We start from the raw sequence: 22,220 nt of genomic DNA, 5'->3' as shown, positions 1-22,220 counted from the left end.
GAAACCTCTCAGTCCGCAAAAAATCCCCTTATGAAAAAAGCCCCCATTGCTCGCGCGTTCCTGCTCCTCGGCCTGGTCTTGCTCGCACTCTCCTCCGCTCGCGCTGACGATCCAGCCCGCAAATACACCTTTGTCATCGTCCACGGCGCCACCGCCGGCGGTTGGGAATGGAAACGTACCGGAAAATTTCTCGCCGACGACGGACACGAGGTCCACCGCGTCACCCTCACCGGCCTGGGTGAACGCATGCATCTCGCCACCGCCGGGGTGAATTTAGAGACGCACATCAACGACGTCGTGAATCTGATCCTCTTCGAGGATCTCCACGATGTCGTGCTCTCAGGTCATAGCTACGGCGGCATGGTGATCACCGGCGTGATGGACCGAATTCCCGAGCGCATCCGCCACGTCATCTTCCTCGACGCGATGGTCCCCGACGACGGCCAGTCCGCCTTCGATCTCGTCGGCGGCCCGCCGCCCAAAGCGAAAATCGTCGATGGGCTGGTTCACTTCCCCTGGTACAACCCAGACGCCCCCTTCCCTCGCGGTGTCCCTCATCCGGTGAAAACCTTCAGCGAACCCGTCTCCTACAAAAATCCGGCCGTGAAATCGCTGCCCGTCACCTACGTCGCATTTGTCCCCGCCGAGAAAGCGGAGGCCCGCGCCACCACCGATAAAAACTGGCACCGTGCGATGACCCGAGGCTGGACCATCCGCACTTTCCCCGGCGGCCACGTCGCCCAGCAGGAAAACCCTCGTGGCGTCGCCACGCTCATGGAAGACGCGGTAAACGATAAGAATCAGCCCGCCACGCAAGCGTCAGCGCCGCCGCCACCATCCAAGTGATCGTCAGTCCGGGCCCTTCCGGGAAACCCGCCAGCCGTGGGCCGGTCCTAATCCCGGTCCACACCCGCCAGCCGCCGCGCCAGCAACATCCCTAGCGCCATCATCGGGACAAACACCAGCGCCTCGATCCGCAGCGCCCCGAGATTCGCTATCGCCGGCCCCGGACAAAATCCCCCGAGCCCCCAGCCAATCCCAAAGATCACCGCGCCCACCACGAGCGGCCGGTCAACCGGCGACGGATCGTTCACCGGCAGCGTAGTGCCAAACCACCCACGCCCCCCGCTGAGCCTGCGCCACACCAGCAGCCCCAGCCCAAACGTGCCCACCGCGCCGCCCATCACGAACGCCAGCGAGTAATCCCAGCTCCCCGCCACATCCAGAAAGCCGATCACCCGCGCCGGATCGGCCATCCCGGAAATCGCCAGGCCCGCTCCAAATAAAATCCCCGCCCCGAGCACACAGAATAATTGGCGGCTCATGAGTTCAGCCCTCCCACGACATGCTTGATCACGTAGACCGTCGCCATGCCCGCGGCCATGAAGACCACCGTCGCCACGATGCCTGACTTCGAGCCCATCCCGATGCCCGACACGCCATGCCCGCTCGTGCACCCTCCGCTGAAGCGCGTGCCAAACCCCACCAGCACCCCCGCCAACGCCACCACGTACAGCGACTGCCGCGATGCAAAAACCGTCGCCGCGGGAAACACCCGCATCACCACCAGCGCACCGGTCATAAGGCCCGCCAAAAACAAAGCCCAGCGCACCATCTCCCCGCGTTTTCTCCTGAGCACTTTGCTGAACACTCCGGAGATCCCGATCGTGTTTCCCGTGGCCGCGCACGCCAGCAACGTACCCAACCCAATCAAAACCCCTCCAGCCAGCGCATGTAGCGAACTGTAGTTTTCCGAGAACATCGTGGCGCGACATTGGCCCGCTCCCTCTTGCCCCACAAGCCCGGCGCACGCCCACACGGCACGCGCATCAATCCGCGCAACCCGCACCCTCGCTCACGCGATGATTTCCAGCCGCGTATCGCCCGACACTTCCCGCGTCAGATGCCAGTCGATGTGAGTGATCTCCTCCAGAAACGCCTCGTCGTGGCTCACCAGCAGCATCGCGCAAGGACACTCCGCGAGCGCGTCCTCCAGACACACGATGCCCGGCAGATCCATGTGGTTCGTCGGCTCATCCATCACGATGAGATGCGGCCCGCGCACGATGCCGATTGCGAGCAGCAGCTTGCGCACTTCTCCCGGACTCGGCAGCGCGCTTTCCAACAACCGCGACGGTCGCGATCCCAGCCGGCTGATCGTAATCATCACCCGCCCCAGCTCATCGTTGGGCAGACGCTTGATCTGCTCCAGCAACGCCCGCGAATCGTCCGCCGAGATCTCCTGCGGCACCGTCACGAGTTTCTCCGCCGCTAATTGCAGACGCCCCAGCAGGTGATTGATCAGCGTGCTCTTCCCGAGGCCGTTCGCTCCCGTGAGCGCGATGCGGTCAGTGCCGCCGATCGCCAGATCGGGAAAATGTAGCTGCCGTCCGCCACCCAGAGGAAGACTTCCGGCTGGCAGCCGCAGCAGAAAATCTCGTGGCATATACGACGCCCCATCCACCCAGATGCCTGTCTCGTAACGCTTCTTCACCGCGATCTCTGCGCGCTCCGTCGCCACTTTTCCGGCACGCTTGTTCATCTGCGCCACCATCTTCCCCGCATAGGCATCCTTGCCCGAAACCTTCGCCAGATTCCGCATCGCGCGGCCATCGTGATCGTGCGCCGGGATCTTCTTCTGCTTCGAGCCGCGCGAAGCCGCCGCCTTCTGATCGGCGATCACCCGCCGCCGCTGCGCCTCGGCCTGGAGCCGGTTCTCGGTGCGCCGCAACGCATCGTTCGCGTTACGCGCCGACGTCTCCTCGTTCTCCTGTTGCTCCATCGCCTCCGTCACCCCGCCCGGACGCAGCACCGCATCGGGCGGATCGATCAGCAGACAATGCATGCAAAGCTCGTCGAGCAACGCCCGGTCGTGACTCACCAGCAGCCCGATGCCCGTGAAATCCTTCAACGCCTGCACCAGCAACCGCCGCGCATCCGCGTCGATGTGGTTGCTCGGCTCGTCCAGCGCCAGCACCGCCGGCTCCCGCCAGAGCGCCACCGCGATCTGCGCCCGCTTGCGTTCACCGTGGCTCAGCGTGGACCACCGCTCCGGCCAGTCCTCGCTCACGCGTAACCGCGCTTTGAGTACGGTCGCGTCGGGCGCCCAGATAAAGTCCTCGAAAAACTCCGGCGCATCGTCGGTCCGCTGCGCCACGTACAGCGCCAGCCCCTGCCGGTGAACACTCCCGCCCTGCGCCTCCAGTTCGCCGGTGACGACTTTCAACAACGTCGTTTTCCCCGCGCCATTCGGCCCGACGATCCCCGTCCACGCCGACGGAAACTGCACCGTGAGTTCGCTGAACAGCGGCGTGGTCATCCCAGGATGCGCGAACTCGACGGATTGAAGGGCTAACTGGGCGGAGGCCATGCGCGCAAAAATGAAAACCCCGCCGCGCGCCGCAACACCAACCTCTCGGCCCACACACCCCCATCTCTCCCACGGAAAATCGTCTCCATAACTCGCACGATCGAACTCAATTAACACCTCGTGACGTCCCCCGCCGCCCGCGTTTCACTTCACCTCATGCTACCCCGCTTCCTAGCCACCCTGCTGCTTCTCTCCCCCATGTATCTTTCCGCCAGCCAGACCGCCCCGGCATCGCGCGTCATTCAAGCCGATCTCGCCACGACCCGCGGCCCGATGAACCGCATGTACAACTTCTGCGTCGGTGCCGGCCGCGCGAACGAAGGTCTCCGCGCCGACTGGCAGCGCCAGCTCCGCCAGGTCCACGCCGAATGCGGCTTCCGCTACATCCGCTTCCACGGACTCTTTGGCGACGAGATGGGCGTCTATCACGAAGACAAAAACGGAAACGCGATCTACAACTGGCAGTACATCGACGAGCTATTCGACTTCATCACCAGCATCGGCATGAAGCCCTTCATCGAGCTCGGCTTCATGCCGAGCCAGCTCGCCAGCGGCCCGCACACGATCTTCTGGTACAAAGCCAACGTAACTCCGCCGAAGGACTACGCGAAGTGGGAAGCCTTCATCGCCGCCTTCACCCGCCACGTCACCGAACGCTACGGGTCCGACGAAGTTCGCAGCTGGTACTTCGAAGTCTGGAATGAACCCAACCTCACCGGTTTCTGGATGGGCACCACCGGCGGCAAAACCTACGAGGAGTTTCTCCCCACCGCTCAGGCCGAATACTATAAACTCTACGCGTCCTCCGCGCGCGCCGTGAAATCCGTGGACGCCACCTACCGCGTCGGCGGCCCCGCCACCGCCGGATCCGGCTGGATCGACGAAACCCTCGCCTACTGCGCCGACAACAAAGTCCCCCTCGATTTCGTCAGCACGCACACCTACGCGACGATGAGCGGCTACCTCGACGAAACCGGCGGCGCCGGCACCGTCCTCTCGCCCGACCGCAACGCCGTAACCGGCGAGGTCAAAGGCGTCCGCGCCAAAATCGACGCCTCCCCCTTCTCCAAAGCCGAGCTCCATTACACCGAATGGAGCAGCTCCTACACGCCCTCCGACCCGATCCACGACAGCTACCACAGCACCGCATTCATCCTGGATAAGATGCGCAACATCGGGTCTGCCGCCAACTCCATGTCGTATTGGACATTCACCGACATCTTCGAGGAAGCCGGCCCGCGCACCACGCCCTTCCACGGCGGTTTCGGCCTACTCAACTATCAAGACCTCCGCAAACCCGCCTTCTACGCCTACCAATTCCTCAACCGCCTTGGTGACCACGAACTCGCCTGCGCCGATCCCGCCGCCTTCGTCTGCCGCGCAAACGACGGCGCCGTCCAGGCCCTCTTCTGGGATTTCACCATCACCCATCCCGGCCCCTCCGTGATCAACCAGGAGTTCTACAAAGCCGAGCATCCCGCGAAACCCATCGCCCCCGCCGAACTCCGTCTGTCCTCCGTCAAGCCCGGCGCCTACCGCCTCCTCGCCTACAAAGTCGGTTTTCGCGCCAATGACGTTCAATCCGCCTGGCGCGACCTCGGCTCCCCCGCCCAGCTCACCCGCGCTCACGTCGAAACCCTCCGCAAAGCCAGCTCCGGCGAACCCGTCATCGACGAAAAAATCCAGATCGGCGCCGACGCCCGTTTCTCCCGCACCTTCGACCAACGCGAAAACGACGTCTGGCTCGTCGAACTCCGCCCGCTCTAAAAAGGATCACGTCCCCTCCGAGCCGTAGGACCTGACCTCGCGTCAGGCCGGTTCGAAAATCCCCACTGATTTTCCGCCGCTGTCACAAAGCGAAGGGCTGCCCCGTCTGGATTGGTGATGAACACACCATCCTCTTCCAAATCCCTCAAAATCGTCGTCATCGGCGGCACCGGCCTCATCGGCCGTAAGCTGATCCCGATCCTCCGCACGCTCGGCCACACCGCGGTCCCTGCCTCGCCATCCACTGGAGTCAACGCGGTCACCGGCGAAGGACTCGCCAACGCCCTCGCAGGCGCCGATGTCGTCGTCGATGTATCCAATTCGCCCTCTTTCGAGAAACAGGCCGCCATGGACTTCTTCGTAAACTCCACCCGCAACCTGCTCGCCGCCGAAGCCGCTGCCGGCGTCCGGCATCACGTCGCCCTCTCGGTCGTCGGCACTGACCGCGTGCCCGACAGCGACTACTTCCTCGCCAAGCTCGCGATGGAAAACCTGCTTTCCGCCGGCCCTGTTCCGCACACCATCGTCCGCGCCACCCAGTTCTTCGAGTTCGCTCCGTCGATCATCTACGGCGCCACCGAGGGCGATTTCGTCCGCGTTCCTCCCGCGCTCATGCAACCGATCGCCGCCGATGACGTCGCCCGCTTGCTTGCCGCAATCTCCACTGCAGCGCCCATCAACGGCATCGTGAAAATCGCCGGTCCCGAACCCATTCGCATGCCCGGCTTCGCTCGCGATTACCTGCTGGCCTCGGGCGATCCGCGTCAGGTGAAAACCGATCCTGCCGCTCGCTACTTCGGCGCCGCCGTCGATGACCGCAGCCTCACCCCGGCATCACCCGCGCGCCGCGGCTCCATCCTTTTCAAAGACTGGCTGGCTCATAACGTTGCGCCAAAACCAGCCGCCGTCGCCTCGTGATCGATACATTCAACACCCACCGCCCGCTCCTCTTCGGCATCGCCTATCGGATGCTCGGCCAGGTCGCCGAGGCCGACGACATCATGCAAGAGGTCTGGCTGCGCTGGCAGCGGCAGGACATCGCCACCGTCCTGTCCGCCAAAGCATGGCTCGTCGCCGCGACCACCCGGCTCTGCATCGACCAGCTCCGCTCCGCCCGTCGCGCCCGCGAAGAGTACTACGGCATCTGGCTGCCCGAGCCGCTCATGCCCGCGACCGAGACCGACGGAGGCACCACCACCGAGCTAGCCGACTCCTTGCGCATGGCCTTCATGCTCATGCTCGAATCGCTCGGCCCGGTGGAGCGCGCCGTGTTTCTCCTGCGCGAAGTCTTCAGTTACGACTATCCCGAGATCGCACTCATCGTCGGCAAGAGCGAAGCCAACTGCCGCCAGATCGTGCGCCGCGCCCGGCTCCAGCTCGACGCCGCTCCCAAGCCATCCACACCGCCGACCGACCGCGCACAACAACTCGTCGAAGCGTTTCTCGCCGCCACCGCCGGCGGCGACGTGCAAGGCGTGCTCTCGCTGCTTTCCGAAAACAGCACCGTGTACAGCGACGGCGGTGGCCGGGTGAAAGCCGCCGGACGCCCCATCATAGGAGCTGACCATGTGAGCCGCTTCCTCCTCGGCATCTGGCCGCGCTTCGGCGCGACCATGCTGCAACGCACGGTAGACATAAACGGCAGCCCCGGCATCGTGCTTTCTGAAGGCGGCCGCATTCACTACGCCTTCTCGTTCGAGGTAATCGCCGACCGAATTCACGCGATCTACATCATTTGCAATCCCGACAAACTCCGCCACCTGACTCCATCGCGTTGATTGGCCGGAAACATAGCGACGTCTGCCGATGAAAGCCTCCGCAGCACGGACCAAGCGCCGACGGCCGCCTTGCCCAAACGGCCCATGTCCGTCCGCGCAGCATTCCCCTAGACTGCGAACCTGCCGCACTGCATCGCTCCCGATCCGCAGTCCGCGCAGCGCCATGTCCGCATTCACATCCACCACCGCTACACCTCCGCCACTGCCGGCCAAATCCGCTCAGCCCGCGCGCTCCCGGCTGATCACCGCGCTCGCCTGGAGCCTCATCGTCGTCTCCGCGCTCCTGCTGCCGATCAGCTTGATCACACTGCTGATGTTTATCGCCGGAAGCTACGGCACCGCCCACGCCAGCCTGCTCGACGCGCTCGTCGTCATCGCACGCCCGCCCGCCACCTTGCTCGCCGGGATCGGCCTCCTCTGCCGCTGGCGCTGGGCTCATACCTACGTCCTCACGCTTACCGTGAGCTTCGCCCTGTGGAGCGCCGCCGCCATTGCCCGAGGTCCGTCACCAGAACGCACCTACACGTCGCCCTCCGGCGTTCCCACCACCGTGCTCGCTTCGTCGGTGAACTATTCTTTCCACCTCACCTGCATCGCCATTTCCGCCGGCGTGTTGCTCACGCTGACCAACCGCTCCATCCGCCGCGAATTCCGCCTCGGCCTCCCGCAATCCTCTCCTAGCAAACCCGCCGTCACTCCTCATCTACCGGTCGCGTCACCGCTCCTTCACGCACGCGCCGCCACGCCCGACACCCGCGACATCCCGCCCGCTACGCTCGCTCAAAAACATCGCTCGCAACGCCGTGCGCTCGTCACCGCGATCTGCTGCTTCGCTCTCCTCGCCGCTGGCATGGGCTGGCTCGTGCATCGCGGCCTCGCCACCGGCGAAACCGTCTCCCCCACCAAACGCGCCACTCAAAGCCGCGCCGTTTCCCGCGCGCAAGAACCGCTCTTCTTCTGGGTCTGCCTCAGTCTCTACTCCGCCATCGGCCTCGGCGCACTCGGCCTCTCGACCTGGGGCACCCGCGAAGCCAGCCGCGTTCCGCACCCGCTTCCCTCCAGCCGCCACTAACGAGTTCCCGCGCCGCCTCTCTCCGCTCAAACCATCTCCAGCTTCCGCTCACGCGCCACAAAACAAAGCCTCCGCCCATCCTCATCGAGGATCGGATCGATGCGCACATCCACCCGGTACGCCGAGCCGTCCTTGTGATAGTTGATCAGCGTCTCGCGGCACGCCCGCCCCGCGAGCATGGAATCCCGGATACGCCCCACCGCCGCACTATCCGTCTCCGCCCCTTGCAACACCGCGCCCGGCCTCCGCCCCTTCAGCTCATCCAACGAGTAGCCGCACATCGCCGTGAACGCGTCGTTCACCCACTCGATCCGCCCCTCCGCATCCGTCTTCACCAACGCCTCAGCCCCGGCCTGACCCGCCAGCGCCGCCACCGAATTCAAAATGCGCGCCTTCAAGCCCGCCGAAGGAGTCACCCCTGCCGGCACCTCAGCCAGCGCAAGCGCGCCCACCGCATCGCTGAGCCTCCCCACGTCCGCCCGCAGTTCCGTATTCCACGCCAGCAACACCTCAAAGTTCTCCCGCTCCGGCGCGCTCATGTCGCCGGACACATACTGGACTGCCTTGTTCTGGAGGTCGTCTGGAACCATCGCCGCCGATGCGTAGTTACCCGCCGCCCCGAGTCAAAGCCCGCGTGCGCGCCCTCCACAAATCCCCCAAGAGCCACGAGTCGCTCCGCCCGCGACGTTCGCGTATTCCCCTTTACGCACGCACCAAGCCGCTGTGATGGAATAAAATTCCACCGACTGCTCCGCTGCCTCGCAGGCCCGCGCTTGTTCAAATTCCGGCGACGATTTTCCTCGGGGCGAAACCCGCTTCCCTCCATGCCCCACGTTCCCGGACTCCGCAGTGTCTACGCCAAGGTCGGCCGGCTCATTTATTTCGGCCGCATGCTCGACAAGCTCCGCCTCCACGCCACGGGCAAACTACCCGCCGACTACGTCGCCAATCTCGGCGACTCCCAATTCTACGTCCTCGACGGCCGCTGCTGCCGCTTCCTCGGCGTGCCCTATGCCGACATCCGCGAACGCGCCCTCACGACCGGCGAGTCCGACGAGCAAATCCTCGCTTGGGTTCACACCCGAGGCACGCCGCGAACCGACGAAGAATGCCACATGTGGAATCGCTTCATCCTGAAACTCGGCTGGCGCGACGAACGCTCCGCCGTCCTTCCCGAGCGCATCCGCAACAGCGGTCTCGAAGGCAAACCCATCGAAACCATCATCGACCACATCGAATACGACGAAGGCCGCGACCCCGTCATCGACCGCGCGTGGGAAAACATCTAGCCCCGGCCGCAAGGGGCCGGGTTATCACTAGTCGCGCCGCCGCCGGAGCCATCAGCACTCACCCATTCGGAATCTCCGGCTCCACCAGTTTCGCCAGCATATCGAGCGACTCCTGCCAGCCGAGGTAGCACATCTCCGCCGGAATCATCGCGGGCACGCCCGCCTGCTCCACGTTGAGCTCAGTCCCGCACAAAACCTTCTTCAACGTCACCGTCACGGTCATCACGCCGGGCAGATTCGGATCATCGAATTTGTCCGTGTACCGGATGCGCTCATTCGGCACCAGCTCCAGAAAATCGCCGCCAAACGAGTGACTGCCTCCCGTGCCGAAATTCGTGAACGACATCTTAAACGTGCCGCCCACCTTCGCGTCCAGGTGATGAACCTTACAGGTAAAGCCATACGGCGGAAGCCACCGGCTCATGGCATCGGCCTCGGTGAAGGCACGATAAACTTTTTCAGGAGTGGAACGCAGAACGCGGTGCAGACGGATCGTGTGAGTAGAGGACATGAGTTTTTCTTCGTTGGGAAAACAGGACGAGGGTGCGTGCTTTCAAGTTCTCAACGAACGACACCAAGTCGAGCGGACACCTTCGCCCATTTTTCTTCCGATCGAGGTGCGACGCCCCCGTCGCGCATTCCGGACCGCCCCGCGGTCGCAGCGCGCCACGCGTCTTCGCACTTGGCATCTTCCTCACCGGCTGAACAGTTCACAGCCCATGAACTACCGCACCAAGGCCGAGTACTACATCAAAGGCATCACGATGGGCTTCGTTGAAGCCACCGAAGTCATCGCGTGGTGCGACGAGATCGTCGCCGTCGCCCCGAAGACCGAAGACTGGATGCTCGAAATCTCCAGCAGCGGCCCCGACGACCGCATGTCCATCCTCAGCCAGCTCAACACCGTCAAAGGCGAAGCCGACCCCGTCGAACTCGCCGCACTCCTCAAAGCCAAAGGCGTCAGCTAACGCCCGCCCTCCACGGCGCCAGCTCCCGCGCCGCACCCTTTCACGCCATGCCCGAGGCGCCGCCTACTCTCTTCGACCGCATCGGCGGCCGCCCCGGCCTTCAGCTCCTGCTGCGCCGCTTCTACGCCGACGTAAAGCAGCACAACGAAATCGGCCCCGTCTTCGCCGCACACATCGACGACTGGCCTTCGCACATGGAAAAGATAGCCGACTTCTGGTCCGGCCTCACCGGCGGCCCCGCGCTCTACGGCGGCGGTTTCGCCGGCCGTCACATGCCGCTCCAGCTCGAAGAACGTCACTTCCAGGCCTGGCTCGGCCTCTGGCATCGCCACTGCCAGGCGCATCTCAAACCCACTGAAGCCGCCGACATGATCGCCATCGCCGAAGCCCTCGGCCAGCGCCTCCGCGCCATCACCGGCACGGATCGTCGCGGATAGTTTTTTGTCACCGGTCTCCGGATTTCGGGCACTTGCAGGTGCCTATGAAAATCCTCTCCCATCCCGCAGCGGTCTTCACCCTGCTGATCGCCGCACTGTATCCGCAGCTCGCTCATGCCGCATCCGTGCCGGCATTGCTCGATAACTTCGACGACGCTCAGCACACCAGCATGTCCACCGACCGCGTTTGGATCTCCGACACCGTGGCCGGTGGACAATCGCGCGTGACTCAGAAATCCGTCAACGGCATCCTGATCGTCGAAGGTGAGCTGACGCCTCCGCGCGGCTCTCCTGGCTGGGTAAACCTGGTCTTGCCGCTGAGTCCCGACGGCGAGTCGCGCGATTTATCGGAGTACAGCGGCGTGCGGCTGCGTCTGAAAATAGTCACCGGCGCGCTCTCGCTTCAGGTGTGTACCCCCGAGGTCACCAACTACGACTATCACAACACTCTCGTCGCGGTGCGTTCGGGAGAAACTCAGGAGATTCGCTTGCCCTTCACAAAACTTAAGCGCGCATGGTCTGAGCAAACTCCGCTCAACCTGAAGAACATCATCAGCGTCAACTTGCTCGCCGTGGGTCTGAGCAAAGGCCCGTTCGCCTATGAGGTCGATGAAGTCGGCTTCTACTGAAGCCCTCCGAAAATCGCGTCCATGTCTGCGTATCCCATTGTTTCGTCCGCGGCTGACTACTCCAACGGGGCAGCCTCTGCCCCCGCCCCCGCGTCGTCGCCTCGTCTCCATTACCTGGATGCCGCGCGCGCCTTCGCGCTGTTGCTCGGAGTCGTTTTTCACGCAAGCCTCTCGTTCATGCCCGCCTTCATCGGCTGGGCGGTGATGGACGTTTCGACGAGCGCGTTGGTGCCTGCTTTCGTTCTCATGAGCCACGCGTTCCGGATGGAAACATTTTTCCTGCTCGCAGGTTTTTTCAGTCAGCTCGCCCTGAGTCGCCAGAAACTGGCGCACTTCATCGGTTCGCGTTTTCTGCGCATCGGTGTGCCGTTCGTCGCCGGCTGGTTCATTCTCCGGCCCCTGATCGTTTCCGGCTGGGTGATGGGCCGCGCCAGCATGAGTGGCGACTACGACTTCGGGGCCGCTCTCCACAGTGGCTTTCAGGATATCGCGCGGCTCCCAGAAGGACTCTTCACCGGAACGCATCTTTGGTTCCTTTACTATCTGAATTTGATTACCGCGCTCGCGCTGATGATCCGAGTCCTCGGGCAGATCTTCCGGCAAACGTTCCGCCGCTTCCTGCGCTTCATCGATCATGCGTTCAGCTCGCTGATCTCTACACGCGCGTGCTTGCCGGGTCTCGTCGTACCGACCGCAGCGGCACTATGGTTCATGAACGGCTGGGGAATGGACACACCTGATCGAACGCTTAGCCCTCATCTCCCAGCGCTGCTTATCTACAGCGGTTTCTTTTTGGCCGGCTGGCTGGCTGCCCGCCGAGAAGGACTCTTGGATCGATTCGCCCGGCTCACGTGGTCGCGCGGGGTCATCACGGTGATAGCGATCGCCACGACGCTTCTGTTGAGCAACGTCCAAATGAATCCGGCCACTCCGCGCTATGAGCTGGCCCGAGCAACTTTCTGCGTGAGCTACGCTGCGATGATGTGGCTGCTTGTAAGCCTCACTCTGGGCGTCTTCAAAAAACTAAACGCCGGGCCCATCCGGCTAACGCGCTACCTCGCCGACTCGGCCTACTGGATCTATCTAGTCCACCTGCCGGTCGTCGTCTGGCTTCAAGTGATGGCGGCCGAGCTTCCCCTGCATGGTTTGATGAAACTCGCCGGCATCTCACTGATCACCCTCGCAACAGGCTTGCTGACCTACGACCTCTTCGTGCGGTCGACCGCGCTCGGCCAGTTGCTCAGTGGGCGCCGATCCCCAAGGGTGATTCCCGGTTTATTCCGCAGGACATCCCGCCCGGCCCCCCAAAACTCTCGCGAACAAAACGAAAAAAGTTTGTCACCGGTTCCGGCTGCGCGGGCACCTATCATCAAGCCAACATGAGCAACCCGGAATCCACGCCAGAGATCGACACCAACAACGATGCAGAACTGGTCGCTGCGTGCCTCGACGGCGACCGCGATGCGTTCGCCCGGATCGTCGAACGCTATCAACGGCTGCTCTGCTCGCTTGCCTACTCCGCCACCGGCAGCATGAGCACGGGGGAAGACATCGCGCAGGAAACGTTCGTCGAGGCGTGGCGCAAGCTGCACTCGTTGCGCGAGCCGGAAAAACTGCGTCCCTGGCTGTGCGGTATTCTCCGTCACAAAACCGGCCGTCTGCGCCGCCGGGATATCAAGGAACCCGTATTTCAGGCCGAGACCATCGACGCCGCCGCTGAAGTGGCCGGGCAAGAAGAACCCGCCACGAATCTTGCCATGCGGAAGGAGGAGCAGGCGATCCTGTGGAGTGAACTGGAGCGCGTCCCGGAAATATACCGCGAGCCGTTGATCCTCTATTATCGCGAGCACGGCTCGGTGGAGCATGTCGCCGCCGCCCTCGATCTCAGCGAAGACGCCGTGAAACAGCGCCTCGCGCGCGGAAGAAGAATTCTCCAGGAACGCGTGCTCGCATTCGTGGAAAGTGCGCTCACCCGAAGCACGCCCGGACGTATATTCACACTGGGGGTACTGGCGGCATTGCCCGCAATCCTGCCGGCACCCGCCAAGGCCGCCGCTATTGGCGGCGTGACCGCGCAAGGCGCCGCCCTCGCAAAGACCACCGGACTTACAGCGATTATTAGCTCCTTGATAGGCGTGGCGAATGTCGTGCTGTCGCTGCGTGCCGCGCACGATCAAAGTCGCACGCCACGGGAACGCCGCGCTGTGGCGAAAGGAATTTTGTTCAGCTTTGGCGGCTCGCTCGTCTTCCTGGCCGCAGTGTTCGGACTGCGCGCCGCCGCATTTCGTTGGTGGGAACAGCGCGCCGTCCTTTTAATCGTCTGCCAGGCCCTCGTGATGGGATTCGTAGTCGCCCTACCTGTCTTCGTTATCCGGATGCAGGGTCACTTCCGTCGCATCCGCTCCCAGGAACGGGAACGGCATCCCGAGTGTTTTCACGATTCCCGCGATCATGCGGGGTCGACGGCCGGTGAATATCTCAGCAAGGCCCGCCTCTTCGGTGTGCCCCTGCTTCACGTAAGATTTTCTCTCCCCGACGAAAACGCGCCCCCTCTCTTCGCATGGATCGCGGCCGGAGACCGCGCCTATGGGCTCGTGTTTGCCTGGGGCACCTGGGCGGTCGCACCGATCAGCGCCGGGGTTGTTTCTATCGGACTATTTTCAGTAGGAGCCGTGAGCATCGGCGTGATCGGCCTCGGCACGGTGGGCGTCGGTTTGCTCGCCGTCGGCTGCATCTCCATAGGAGTCAAAGCGTCCGCGTGGCTGTCCGCGCTGGGTTGGGAAACGGCGCGCAGCAACGGATTCGCCCTCGCGAGAACCGCCGCCGAAGCCCCCGTCGCCTTCGCACAAAACGTCAACGATCCGGTCGCACGCCAGCTTCTCGCCAACCCGCATGCCGAACAAACCCAGATGATCTTTTTTGCCGTGCTCGCACTGCTCACTTTCGTGCCGCTCGTTTATTACGCGCAAGCGGTTCGCAAACGCCTGGGCAGAACGCGACGGAACTGAACGCATCTATGCTCCACAGACATGGGCGTTACTCAGTTACGCCCTCAGTGCATTCAGCAGATGACTACGGACACTCTCCACGCTAGTCATCCCGCATTCATTCGCGATGCGGGACCTGCTAACGGTGCTGTGAGTACGGGCCGCTTAGGCCCGCGTCCATCAGCCATCGAACGCCCGCGCACTCCCATCCAGATCCAAGGCAACAAATGCCGGCGCGCCCAACGCGCTTCCGCTGCTACCCACTGCCAGCGCGTCTGAGTCAGCGGCGTCGCAAACGGCGTCCGCCACGCAGCGTCGCTTCCCGGTAGATCGAGCGCCTGCGCGAGCGCATCCGCGATACGTGCGTGGCCGGCCGCATTCGCGTGGATCCGATCCTCGCTCCACAAGCGCCGGTCGGTCGCCACCGGATGCGCCGCAAAATCCAGCAGGATCGCCCCGCTCGCCCGCGACGCCTCCGCCAGCGCCGTATTCAATGCCGCGATGCGCGGCGCGATCAGCCGCGCCAGCGGCATGAGTGGCGTGAGATCGGGCAGTGTGAAACTCAGCACCGTCGCCCCGCCCTCCACCAAGGCGCGCTGCATCTGCGCGATATCCGCCGCCACCGCAGCGGCGTCGAACCGCGCCGCCGTCACGTCGTTAGTCCCGCAAAACACGGTCGCCAGATCGGGCCTCATCGTGAGCGCCGCCGCCAGCTGCCGCTCGCGCACCTGCCGCGTGGTCAGCCCGCGCACCGCCAGATTCGCGTAGAGCAATCCACCTCCTTGGGCCGCATCGACACGCTCCGCCAGTCGCTGCGACCAGCCGCGATAACCGCCCGCGCCATCCGGATCGTCGATGCCCTCGGTCGAGCTGTCGCCGAGCGCGACATAACGGGCAAAAGATTCGGGCCGGACCGGATGCATGGCCCGCATCCTACGCACCACGCACGCCAGCCGCCGAGTTCATTGATAACGGATTCCTCAAATCCCTCGCCCTGCACTCTCTCACGCCCCCGCTCAACCGTAGGTCGGTTTCTGCGGCCAGCCCTTCGGCGAATCCTCCCAATCTTCCTGCCGCCCAAACGGCGTCACATCGAGGAGACTGTACGCATCCGTGAGGCTTTCCACACCGCGCGCATAAGAGGAGTAGCAGTGGAAGACCTCGTCGTTCACACGGAAGAAAACGCTGAGCCCGTGCGCCTCGCCCGCCGGCTTGTTGTTGGGATCGTGGGCTACCAGTTCGTCCTTCGAGCGGTAGTTGTACTCCACCGGCGCTATCTTCTCATCGAGCGTCACGTGGAAGTCGTAATTAAAATCGCTGCCGAACGACGAGTACCACGCACGCGTCCATCCGTGTTGCCGGCGATAGGCCTCCAGCTTCGCAAACGGCGCGCGCGAGATTAGCGCAAACGCCGTTCTGCGCTCCGCCAGCATCGAAAGATCACCCAGCGAATCGACAAAACCCGTACACCCCGGACAACCCTTCTCGTTATCCGGATCGAACATGAAGTGATAAACGATGAGTTGATCCTTCCCTTCGAAAAGATCCACCAGCCGCCGCTTTCCGGAGGCGTCTTCAAAAACGTAGTCTTTCTCCAGCCGCACCATCGGCAGACGGCGGCGCTCGGCCGCGACACGATCGTACTGACGCGTCACAGCCTTCTCTTTTTCGAGCAGGGCAAGACGTTGCGCGCGCCACTCGGCACGCGACGAAACAGGCGGATGAGCAGAGGTCATGGACATGGCGGTTCTCCAATAGGGTTTAAGGTGAGCGGTCTCCTTACCTACGAACGAGTGTAGTCCGGCCAGACACCGCGCCCGAAAATTTGTCTCCCGCCCGTGTCTTTTTCCACCGCTGCGAAACGCCCGTATTCCCTCCATCACCGCGCTACGAGCGATCATCTCCAACGCTCACCTCGAACGGATCGTCGCGTTCAACGCACACCCTTGAGCGCGGTGATCAGATAATTATCCAGATCCGTGAAACTGTTGAACTCGCGCTTTGCCTGCGCCGTCTTCACGAGCAACGCGTCCACCGCCAGCAGCAGGTTTTTATAGTACGCCACATGCTGAGGTTTGGTCAGCGGCCCCGGCTCCCGCACATCGGCCCACGCCGCCTTGCTGAGTTTATAGCCGTCGGGATCGTCCCGATACAACGTCAGCGCCGTCGCCACCAAATCCTCGGTGATTCCCCGGCTCAACAAATCGCGACCGATGAGCAGCAGCGCCGTAGCCGCTCCGCGCACCCGGTCGTCGTTCCATTTGATTTTTAACCGCATCGCCCCGTTCTTCCGGGTTTCCGGAAGCGGGTCAATGAGCGCGCGGCCTCTGCGAAAAACAACTTCGCCGCGCGCTCCCTCGCGCTCGCCCGGCTCAGTCCAGCGTGATCTTCACGCTCACGTTGCCCTTCGTCGCCTTCGAGTACGCGCACATCGCGTGCGCCTTGTTCACCACATGCTGCGCCTTGTGCTCATCGAGATCGGGAATGCTCACCAGCAGCTCCACCGAAAACGGCTGCGGCCCGTTCGGGTGCAACTGCACGCGTGCCGTGACCGTGATGCCTTCGTCCGCGTGCCCCGACTCCTTCGCGATATACTTCACCGCCCCGTTGAAACACGCCGCCCACGCCGCTCCGAACAAATGCTCCGGCGTCAGCCCTTGCGGATTCTTTTCCGACGGAGCCTTGAAGTGCAGGTTAAAGCCCTCTTCGGACGTTTCGACAGAACCGGCGCGGCCGCCTTGGGAAATCGTTTCAGCGATGGGAGGAAGGGAGGTGCTCATATATTTTCGATGGATTAAGTGAATGAGGCCGGGCGACGCGCCTGCCCCGCCGCACCAAACCCGCATCAGCCCGGAAGTCTAACCCGCCAGCGAAATCCACCCCGCTTCCTCATCCGCGCTTACTCTTTCGCGAAACCCGAGCGCGCCACCACCGCGCGCAGCTTCGCCGAAAAATCCGGCCCGTCACTCAACGGCGCCGACCGGTAATGCTCCGCGTGCGCCCGCTCCATCTCCGCCAGCTCGTCCAGCCGGTGCGGCGTCACGTCCTGAACGGCGGCAAGACGCTCCCGCGTGAACTGCCGCTTCGCGGGATCGAGCCAGCCGTTCGCCATAAAAGCACCGGCCTTCTTCGAGCAGCGACACGGGTTGAGCGCGTTCACCAGACCGCATTTCCCCTGCATGAATTGATAGAGATCGCGGCGCGCGCGCGTGAGCAGCTGCCGGAAATTCTCGGCTAAAATTTCCATCGCCTCCCCGCCCTGCTCACTCGTGACGCCGAAAATTTCCCCGAGGATAAACGCCAGCCGCTGCCTCCGATCGAGACACATCAACATCGCCGTGATGCAGCCGAGCTTCGCCTCTTCGACGAGCAGTCCATGATCGACGGGCAACACGGATTCGTCCGGCAGTTCGCTATCGACGCAGCTATCGAGCGAACGCCCCATGTCGTCGAACGTCATCGACTGCGCCTCCATCTCGGACTTCCGCACGTTGAGCAGATGATTAACCGCGATCCGATGCAGCCAGGTGGAAAACTGGCTGCGTCCCTCGAAGCTCCCAAGATGCGTGACGGCCTTAAGGAAGATTTCCTGCGTCGCATCCTCGGCCGCCTCGCGCCGCCACACCATGCGCAGCGCGAGATTGAAAACCCACGGCTGATGCCGTCGCACGAGCGCATCCAGCGCGTTCATATCGCCCGCCTTGGCCGCCACCACCCGCGCCTCGTCGTCAGGATCGACAGAGGCAAAGGGTGAAGCCGGCTTCGGGCGCATCCCGCGATCATCGAGACCCGCCGCTTCTCGGCAAGAACGCGCACCGCGCCTGCTCATGACGACTGCGCAGGCGCGGATCCCGGAAACCACTCGATGTGCTGCTCGCCCATCCGTCCGAGATACATCACGCGCTTCCCCTTCAGAAACGCATAATAACCCTGCACTCCCGCGCTCATCGCACGCCGCGAAAAATCGCGAAACGTCTGCCCGTTCCGCTGGCTGTCGATGATCGCCGCCTTCAACGCTGGCGCGTCGAAAAACTCCGCCACCGTCGGCAGTCCTTCAACCGTGAGCGGCGTCACAGCGACGGCGCCGTCCGCCCCATAAAACGTTTTCCGCAAGCCGACATAATCGACCTGATAATAATGCACGCCCGCTCCGAGCAGCGCGCCGACAACCTCGGGAAACGAGATCGTGCCTGCGAGCGTCTGGAGGGCGGTTTTGTAAATGAGAGAAGTATCCATACGCACGGTTGGACAATTCCCGCCACCCCGCTGTGACAGACTTTCGGACATTTTCTCAATCTGCGGATTCAACACCGCCCATCTTGATTCCGCGGACATCACCCGCGACCTTCCCGCGCGTGCCACGCCTCTTCTCGTTTCTACTCTGCCTTCTCCCCGCGCCGATCGCTTTCAGCGCATCCGCAACCGCGGCTCCCGTGTTCACTGTCGATCCGATCCTCGCGAAACCTTTCGCGCAGCGAAAACTCCAAGGCGTTTTCGTCGCCTACCAGCCAGCCACCGATCGCTGGCTCACCAACGACAGCGCACGCTCGCAGGAAAAATTCCTCCCCGCCTCCACCTTCAAAATCCCCAACTCGCTCATCGCTCTAGAATGCGGCGCCATTGCCAGCATCGACGAAATCCTCGCATGGGACCGCAACGACCGCGGCTCGCCCGCATGGAACCGCGACCAATCCATGCGCGACGCCTTCCGCGCTTCCACCGTCTGGTTCTATCAAGAACTCGCCCGCCGCACCGGCGGACAACGCATGAGCCAGTGGCTCCATAAAATCTATTACGGCAACGCCGACATCTCCGGCGGCATCGACCGCTTCTGGCTCACCGGCTCGCTTCGCATCTCCGCCGTGCAACAAATCGCCTTCCTCCGCAGCCTGCGCGACGACGCGCTTCCCTTCCGCACCGAGACGATGCGCGCCGTGAAGGAAATCATGATCCGCGATCGCCGCGACGACTGGACACTCCGCGCCAAGACCGGCCTCACCTCAACCACCGTCGATCACCCCGTTGGCTGGCACGTCGGCTGGATCGAAACGCCAAAAGGCCCGGTTTATTTTGCGACCAACCTCGACGCCAAGACCGACCGCGAAGTCATCCGCGCCCGCATCGCCATCACCTACGAAAACCTCGTCCACCTCGGCGCGCTCCCCTCCGGTACCACACCACCTCCCTGAGCCTGATTGAAAATCGCCCGCGCCCATCCACCGTCAGCTACTCGCAATCGCCCATGAAACCCACCCGCGCCTCCGCCTTCCGCGCCAAAGCCGCCCGCCCCGAGCATCCCCTCGTCTGGCTCGCCGAGCCCCTCGCCGACGAACCATCCTTCGTTCTCAAATCCTGGTTCGGCGGCCGCACCATCATGCTCCATGGCAACCACCAGCTCTTCCTCTCCACCCAGGGCGAGCCCTGGCAGGGCGTCCTCGTCTGCACCTTTCACGAACATCAGCCCAGCCTCCTCGCCGAGTTCCCCGCGCTCCGACAGCACCCTGTATTGAAAAAGTGGCTCTACCTCCCCGAGTCCGCCGACACCTTCGAGCGCGACGCCAAAAAACTCGTCCGCCTCGCCAAAGCCCGCGACCCCCGCATCGGCATCCCACCGTCGCCCAAGAAAAAGAAGAAAACCAAACCCCTGCGCTTCGGCGAAAAACTCTAGCCCGATTCCCACCGTCCAAAGACAAACGCTTCGCCGCCCGCCCGCCTCGAAGCCCCTGCTCTCACCATGCGCTTTCTTCTCCCCCTCGCTCTCGGCCTGTTCCTCTCCCCGCTCCTTAACGCCACGACCAGTTGGACGATCTCCACCGTCGCTGGCGCTGGCATCGCCGGCACAACCGGCGACGGCGCCCCCGCCCACCTCGCGCAGATCAACGATCCCTACGGTGTCGTCCGCGGCCCCGACGGCGCTCTCTGGTTCTGCGAACACGCCGGCCACACCATTCGCCGCATCTCCACCGACGGCACTATCACGACTTTCGCCGGTACGGGCAAAAAAGGCTACGACGGCGACAGCGGTCCCGCCTCGCAGGCCTCGTTCAATCTCCCGCACGAACTGCGCTTCGACGCCGCGGGCAACCTCTTCATCGCCGACACCGGTAACAACGCCATCCGCCGCATCGACGCGAAGACGCACATCATCACGACCATCGCTGGCGGCCCGCAAAAACGCGGCTACTCCGGCGACGGCGGCCCCGCCAGCGATGCCACCTTCAAAGGCCCGCACAGCATCCAGTTCTCGCCCGACGGAAGTCTCTATGTCTGCGACGTCGGCAACCACGTCATCCGTCACATCAATCTGACTACAGGCATCGTCACGACTCTCGCCGGCACCGGCCAGCCCGGCCCCACTCCCGATGGTTCTCCGATCACCGGCACGCCCTTCAACAACCCTCGTTCGCTCGACGTCGATGCCAGCGGCAACCTCTGGCTCGTCACCCGCGAAGGCAACCAGGTCTTCCAACTCGATCTGCGCGCCAGCCGCATCCGTCTCATCGCCGGCACCGGCAAACCTGGCTTCACCGGCAACGGCGGCCCCGCGCTCGCCGCCACCCTCAGCGGCCCCAAAGGCATCGCCCTCGATCACGCGGGCAACGCCTGGCTCGCCGACACCGAGAGCCACACCATCCGCCGCATCGATGCCAAGACCGGCCTCATCGAGGTGATCGCCGGCACCGGCACCAAAGGCGACGGCCCTGATGGCAATGCCGCCGCCTGCGCCCTCGACCGCCCGCACGGCGTCTTCGTCGATACCGACGGCTCCGTCTACATCGGCGACAGTGAAGCCCACCGCCTCCGTGTCCTGCGTCCACAGCCCTGATCTCGCCCTCTCACCCACTCGCGGCAGCCTCCGCGCAACATCTCCCGGCACCCGCAGAAAATCTCCACGCTTCCGCTTTGCGCCGCGCGCGCTTTGCGCTTCACTCCGCGCTCCATGATCGAAGTCCGCAACCTCACCCGCATCTTCCGCACCTACAAAAAACAGCCTGGCTTCTGGGGCGGGGTGAAGGGACTTTTCAAACGCGAGTTCGAGGAAACCGCCGCCGCCAAAGACATCTCGTTCGACATCGCCGAGGGCGAATTCGTCGGCTTCCTCGGTCCCAACGGCGCGGGTAAAACCACCACGCTCAAGATGCTCGCCGGCCTCATCTACCCGACCAGCGGCACCGCGCGCGTCGCCGGCTTCGAGCCCAAGAAACGCGAGAACGCCTACCGCCGCCTCTTCGCCCTCGTCCTCGGCCAGAAAAACCAGCTCTGGTGGGATCTTCCCGCCATCGAGTCATTCCTCCTGCTCCGCCACATCTACGGCATCTCCGAGGCGCAGTATAAAGAGACGCTCGCCGAACTCGTCTCGCTGCTCGGCGTTGAAGCCAAGCTCAACGTCATGGTCCGCGAGCTCTCCCTCGGCGAACGCATGAAGATGGAGCTCATCGCCGCCCTTCTCCACCGCCCGCGCGTCCTCTTCCTCGACGAGCCCACCATCGGCCTCGACGTCATTTCGCAGAAAGCCGTTCGCAATTTCCTCCGCGCCTACAACCGCAAGTACCGCGTCACGATCCTCCTCACGAGCCACTACATGGCCGACATCCAGGAACTCTGCGAACGCGTCATCGTCATCAACAAAGGCAAAAAAATCTACGACGGCTCCCTCGACCGCCTCGAAGCCGGCTCGGGCACGCGCAAGAAGATCATCAAGTTCATCCCGCAAGATCCCGCCGCCTTCCCTGTCACCTGGACTTCGCAGCACGGCACCGCGACGCGCTCCGACGAAGGCCAGTTCACGCTCAGCGTCCCCACCGATGCCGTGATCGCCGTCTCCCAAGAAATCCTCACCGCCGGCCCCGTCGCCGACATCACCATCGAAGACATTCCGCTCGAAGACGTCATCGCCGAGCTCTTCGCCACCGCCTAAGCGCG

26 protein-coding genes are annotated in these 22,220 nt (G+C 63.4%); 15 read left to right on the top strand and 11 right to left on the bottom strand.

What is annotated here, in order from left to right; translation table 11 throughout:
• Positions 1–30 precede the first annotated feature (30 nt).
• On the top strand, positions 31–846 hold the full coding sequence (locus CMV30_RS17430; RefSeq protein WP_096057215.1) for an alpha/beta fold hydrolase: 816 nt from the start codon (positions 31–33) through the stop codon (positions 844–846).
• Between the two features lie 47 nt (positions 847–893).
• Here the strand turns inward: CMV30_RS17430 and CMV30_RS17425 are convergent, their stop codons facing one another.
• The 3 genes from CMV30_RS17425 to CMV30_RS17415 form a co-directional block, all read right to left on the bottom strand.
• On the bottom strand, positions 894–1,325 hold the full coding sequence (locus CMV30_RS17425; protein WP_096057214.1) for a DUF6691 family protein: 432 nt from the start codon (positions 1,323–1,325) through the stop codon (positions 894–896).
• Positions 1,322–1,762, bottom strand: coding sequence for a YeeE/YedE family protein (locus tag CMV30_RS17420; protein ID WP_096057846.1), 441 nt, complete (start codon positions 1,760–1,762; stop codon positions 1,322–1,324). Before CMV30_RS17420 ends, CMV30_RS17425 begins: the two co-directional genes overlap by 4 nt.
• A gap of 93 nt (positions 1,763–1,855) precedes the next feature.
• Positions 1,856–3,370, bottom strand: a complete 1,515-nt coding sequence (locus CMV30_RS17415) for an ATP-binding cassette domain-containing protein (protein ID WP_096057213.1) — start codon at positions 3,368–3,370, stop codon at positions 1,856–1,858.
• Positions 3,371–3,526: 156 nt separating this feature from the next.
• Between CMV30_RS17415 and CMV30_RS17410 the strand changes: the two genes are divergently transcribed.
• The 4 genes from CMV30_RS17410 (at position 3,527) to CMV30_RS17395 (ending at position 7,987) form a co-directional block, all read left to right on the top strand.
• Positions 3,527–5,137 (top strand): GH39 family glycosyl hydrolase, encoded by a 1,611-nt coding sequence (locus CMV30_RS17410; RefSeq protein WP_096057845.1) that lies wholly within the window; start codon positions 3,527–3,529, stop codon positions 5,135–5,137.
• Positions 5,138–5,254: 117 nt separating this feature from the next.
• Complete coding sequence (locus CMV30_RS17405) at positions 5,255–6,055, top strand: SDR family oxidoreductase (protein ID WP_096057212.1); 801 nt, start codon at positions 5,255–5,257, stop codon at positions 6,053–6,055.
• Positions 6,052–6,915 (top strand): RNA polymerase sigma-70 factor, encoded by an 864-nt coding sequence (locus CMV30_RS17400; RefSeq protein WP_096057211.1) that lies wholly within the window; start codon positions 6,052–6,054, stop codon positions 6,913–6,915. The genes CMV30_RS17405 and CMV30_RS17400 overlap by 4 nt, the downstream gene beginning before the upstream one ends.
• A gap of 163 nt (positions 6,916–7,078) precedes the next feature.
• A complete protein-coding gene (locus CMV30_RS17395) occupies positions 7,079–7,987 on the top strand; it encodes a hypothetical protein (protein WP_096057210.1) in 909 nt (302 codons plus the stop codon).
• A gap of 26 nt (positions 7,988–8,013) precedes the next feature.
• Here CMV30_RS17395 and CMV30_RS17390 read toward each other — a convergent pair whose 3' ends face one another.
• Complete coding sequence (locus CMV30_RS17390) at positions 8,014–8,577, bottom strand: PAS domain-containing protein (protein ID WP_096057209.1); 564 nt, start codon at positions 8,575–8,577, stop codon at positions 8,014–8,016.
• Positions 8,578–8,811: 234 nt separating this feature from the next.
• Between CMV30_RS17390 and CMV30_RS17385 the strand changes: the two genes are divergently transcribed.
• Positions 8,812–9,276, top strand: coding sequence for a DUF5069 domain-containing protein (locus tag CMV30_RS17385; RefSeq protein ID WP_096057208.1), 465 nt, complete (start codon positions 8,812–8,814; stop codon positions 9,274–9,276).
• A 58-nt stretch (positions 9,277–9,334) separates the two neighbouring features.
• Here CMV30_RS17385 and CMV30_RS17380 read toward each other — a convergent pair whose 3' ends face one another.
• On the bottom strand, positions 9,335–9,787 hold the full coding sequence (locus CMV30_RS17380) for an SRPBCC family protein (RefSeq protein ID WP_096057207.1): 453 nt from the start codon (positions 9,785–9,787) through the stop codon (positions 9,335–9,337).
• A 208-nt stretch (positions 9,788–9,995) separates the two neighbouring features.
• Here CMV30_RS17380 and CMV30_RS17375 point away from each other — a divergent pair, with 208 nt between their 5' ends.
• The 5 genes from CMV30_RS17375 to CMV30_RS17355 are packed head-to-tail and all read left to right on the top strand — an operon-like array spanning position 9,996 to position 14,318.
• Positions 9,996–10,244 carry a hypothetical protein gene (locus CMV30_RS17375; protein ID WP_096057206.1) on the top strand — a complete coding sequence of 83 codons (249 nt, stop codon included), beginning with the start codon at positions 9,996–9,998 and terminating at the stop codon, positions 10,242–10,244.
• Positions 10,245–10,291: 47 nt separating this feature from the next.
• Positions 10,292–10,681, top strand: coding sequence for a truncated hemoglobin (locus CMV30_RS17370; protein WP_096057205.1), 390 nt, complete (start codon positions 10,292–10,294; stop codon positions 10,679–10,681).
• Positions 10,682–10,725: 44 nt separating this feature from the next.
• Complete coding sequence (locus CMV30_RS17365) at positions 10,726–11,310, top strand: CIA30 family protein (RefSeq protein ID WP_096057204.1); 585 nt, start codon at positions 10,726–10,728, stop codon at positions 11,308–11,310.
• Between the two features lie 21 nt (positions 11,311–11,331).
• Complete coding sequence (locus CMV30_RS17360; RefSeq protein WP_096057203.1) at positions 11,332–12,693, top strand: acyltransferase family protein; 1,362 nt, start codon at positions 11,332–11,334, stop codon at positions 12,691–12,693.
• The gene (locus CMV30_RS17355) at positions 12,690–14,318 is read left to right on the top strand and encodes an RNA polymerase sigma factor (RefSeq protein ID WP_096057202.1); all 1,629 of its coding nucleotides are present in this window, start codon (positions 12,690–12,692) and stop codon (positions 14,316–14,318) included. The genes CMV30_RS17360 and CMV30_RS17355 overlap by 4 nt, the downstream gene beginning before the upstream one ends.
• 86 nt (positions 14,319–14,404) lie before the next feature.
• Here the strand turns inward: CMV30_RS17355 and CMV30_RS17350 are convergent, their stop codons facing one another.
• From CMV30_RS17350 to CMV30_RS17325, 6 genes are all read right to left on the bottom strand, one after another.
• Positions 14,405–15,220: an SGNH/GDSL hydrolase family protein gene (locus tag CMV30_RS17350; RefSeq protein ID WP_096057844.1), complete on the bottom strand. Its 816-nt coding sequence runs from the start codon at positions 15,218–15,220 to the stop codon at positions 14,405–14,407.
• A gap of 93 nt (positions 15,221–15,313) precedes the next feature.
• Entirely contained in the window at positions 15,314–16,039 is a 726-nt protein-coding gene (locus CMV30_RS17345; RefSeq protein ID WP_096057201.1) for a DUF899 domain-containing protein, read from the bottom strand.
• A gap of 191 nt (positions 16,040–16,230) precedes the next feature.
• Positions 16,231–16,575: a hypothetical protein gene (locus CMV30_RS17340; RefSeq protein WP_096057200.1), complete on the bottom strand. Its 345-nt coding sequence runs from the start codon at positions 16,573–16,575 to the stop codon at positions 16,231–16,233.
• A 94-nt stretch (positions 16,576–16,669) separates the two neighbouring features.
• Positions 16,670–17,077 carry an Ohr family peroxiredoxin gene (locus CMV30_RS17335; RefSeq protein WP_175414939.1) on the bottom strand — a complete coding sequence of 136 codons (408 nt, stop codon included), beginning with the start codon at positions 17,075–17,077 and terminating at the stop codon, positions 16,670–16,672.
• Positions 17,078–17,196: 119 nt separating this feature from the next.
• Positions 17,197–18,069: an RNA polymerase sigma factor gene (locus CMV30_RS17330; RefSeq protein WP_175414938.1), complete on the bottom strand. Its 873-nt coding sequence runs from the start codon at positions 18,067–18,069 to the stop codon at positions 17,197–17,199.
• 53 nt (positions 18,070–18,122) lie between these two features.
• Positions 18,123–18,533, bottom strand: coding sequence for a DUF1398 domain-containing protein (locus CMV30_RS17325; protein WP_096057197.1), 411 nt, complete (start codon positions 18,531–18,533; stop codon positions 18,123–18,125).
• A gap of 197 nt (positions 18,534–18,730) precedes the next feature.
• On the opposite strand from CMV30_RS17325, the gene blaOXA reads away from it, so the two are divergent.
• The 4 genes from blaOXA to CMV30_RS17305 all read left to right on the top strand — a co-directional run bounded on the left by blaOXA (position 18,731) and on the right by CMV30_RS17305 (position 22,215).
• The gene (blaOXA, locus tag CMV30_RS17320) at positions 18,731–19,486 is read left to right on the top strand and encodes a class D beta-lactamase (RefSeq protein ID WP_175414937.1); all 756 of its coding nucleotides are present in this window, start codon (positions 18,731–18,733) and stop codon (positions 19,484–19,486) included.
• 53 nt (positions 19,487–19,539) lie between these two features.
• A complete protein-coding gene (locus CMV30_RS17315) occupies positions 19,540–19,965 on the top strand; it encodes a hypothetical protein (protein ID WP_096057195.1) in 426 nt (141 codons plus the stop codon).
• 66 nt (positions 19,966–20,031) lie between these two features.
• Positions 20,032–21,123: an NHL repeat-containing protein gene (locus tag CMV30_RS17310; protein WP_096057194.1), complete on the top strand. Its 1,092-nt coding sequence runs from the start codon at positions 20,032–20,034 to the stop codon at positions 21,121–21,123.
• A 114-nt stretch (positions 21,124–21,237) separates the two neighbouring features.
• Positions 21,238–22,215 carry an ABC transporter ATP-binding protein gene (locus CMV30_RS17305; RefSeq protein WP_096057843.1) on the top strand — a complete coding sequence of 326 codons (978 nt, stop codon included), beginning with the start codon at positions 21,238–21,240 and terminating at the stop codon, positions 22,213–22,215.
• Positions 22,216–22,220 lie beyond the last annotated feature (5 nt).

Source organism: Nibricoccus aquaticus (assembly GCF_002310495.1).
Classification (GTDB): Bacteria; Verrucomicrobiota; Verrucomicrobiia; order Opitutales; family Opitutaceae; genus Nibricoccus; species Nibricoccus aquaticus.
The sequence above is the reverse complement of the archived record's forward strand: the minus strand, read 5'-3'. Positions and strand labels throughout refer to the sequence as shown.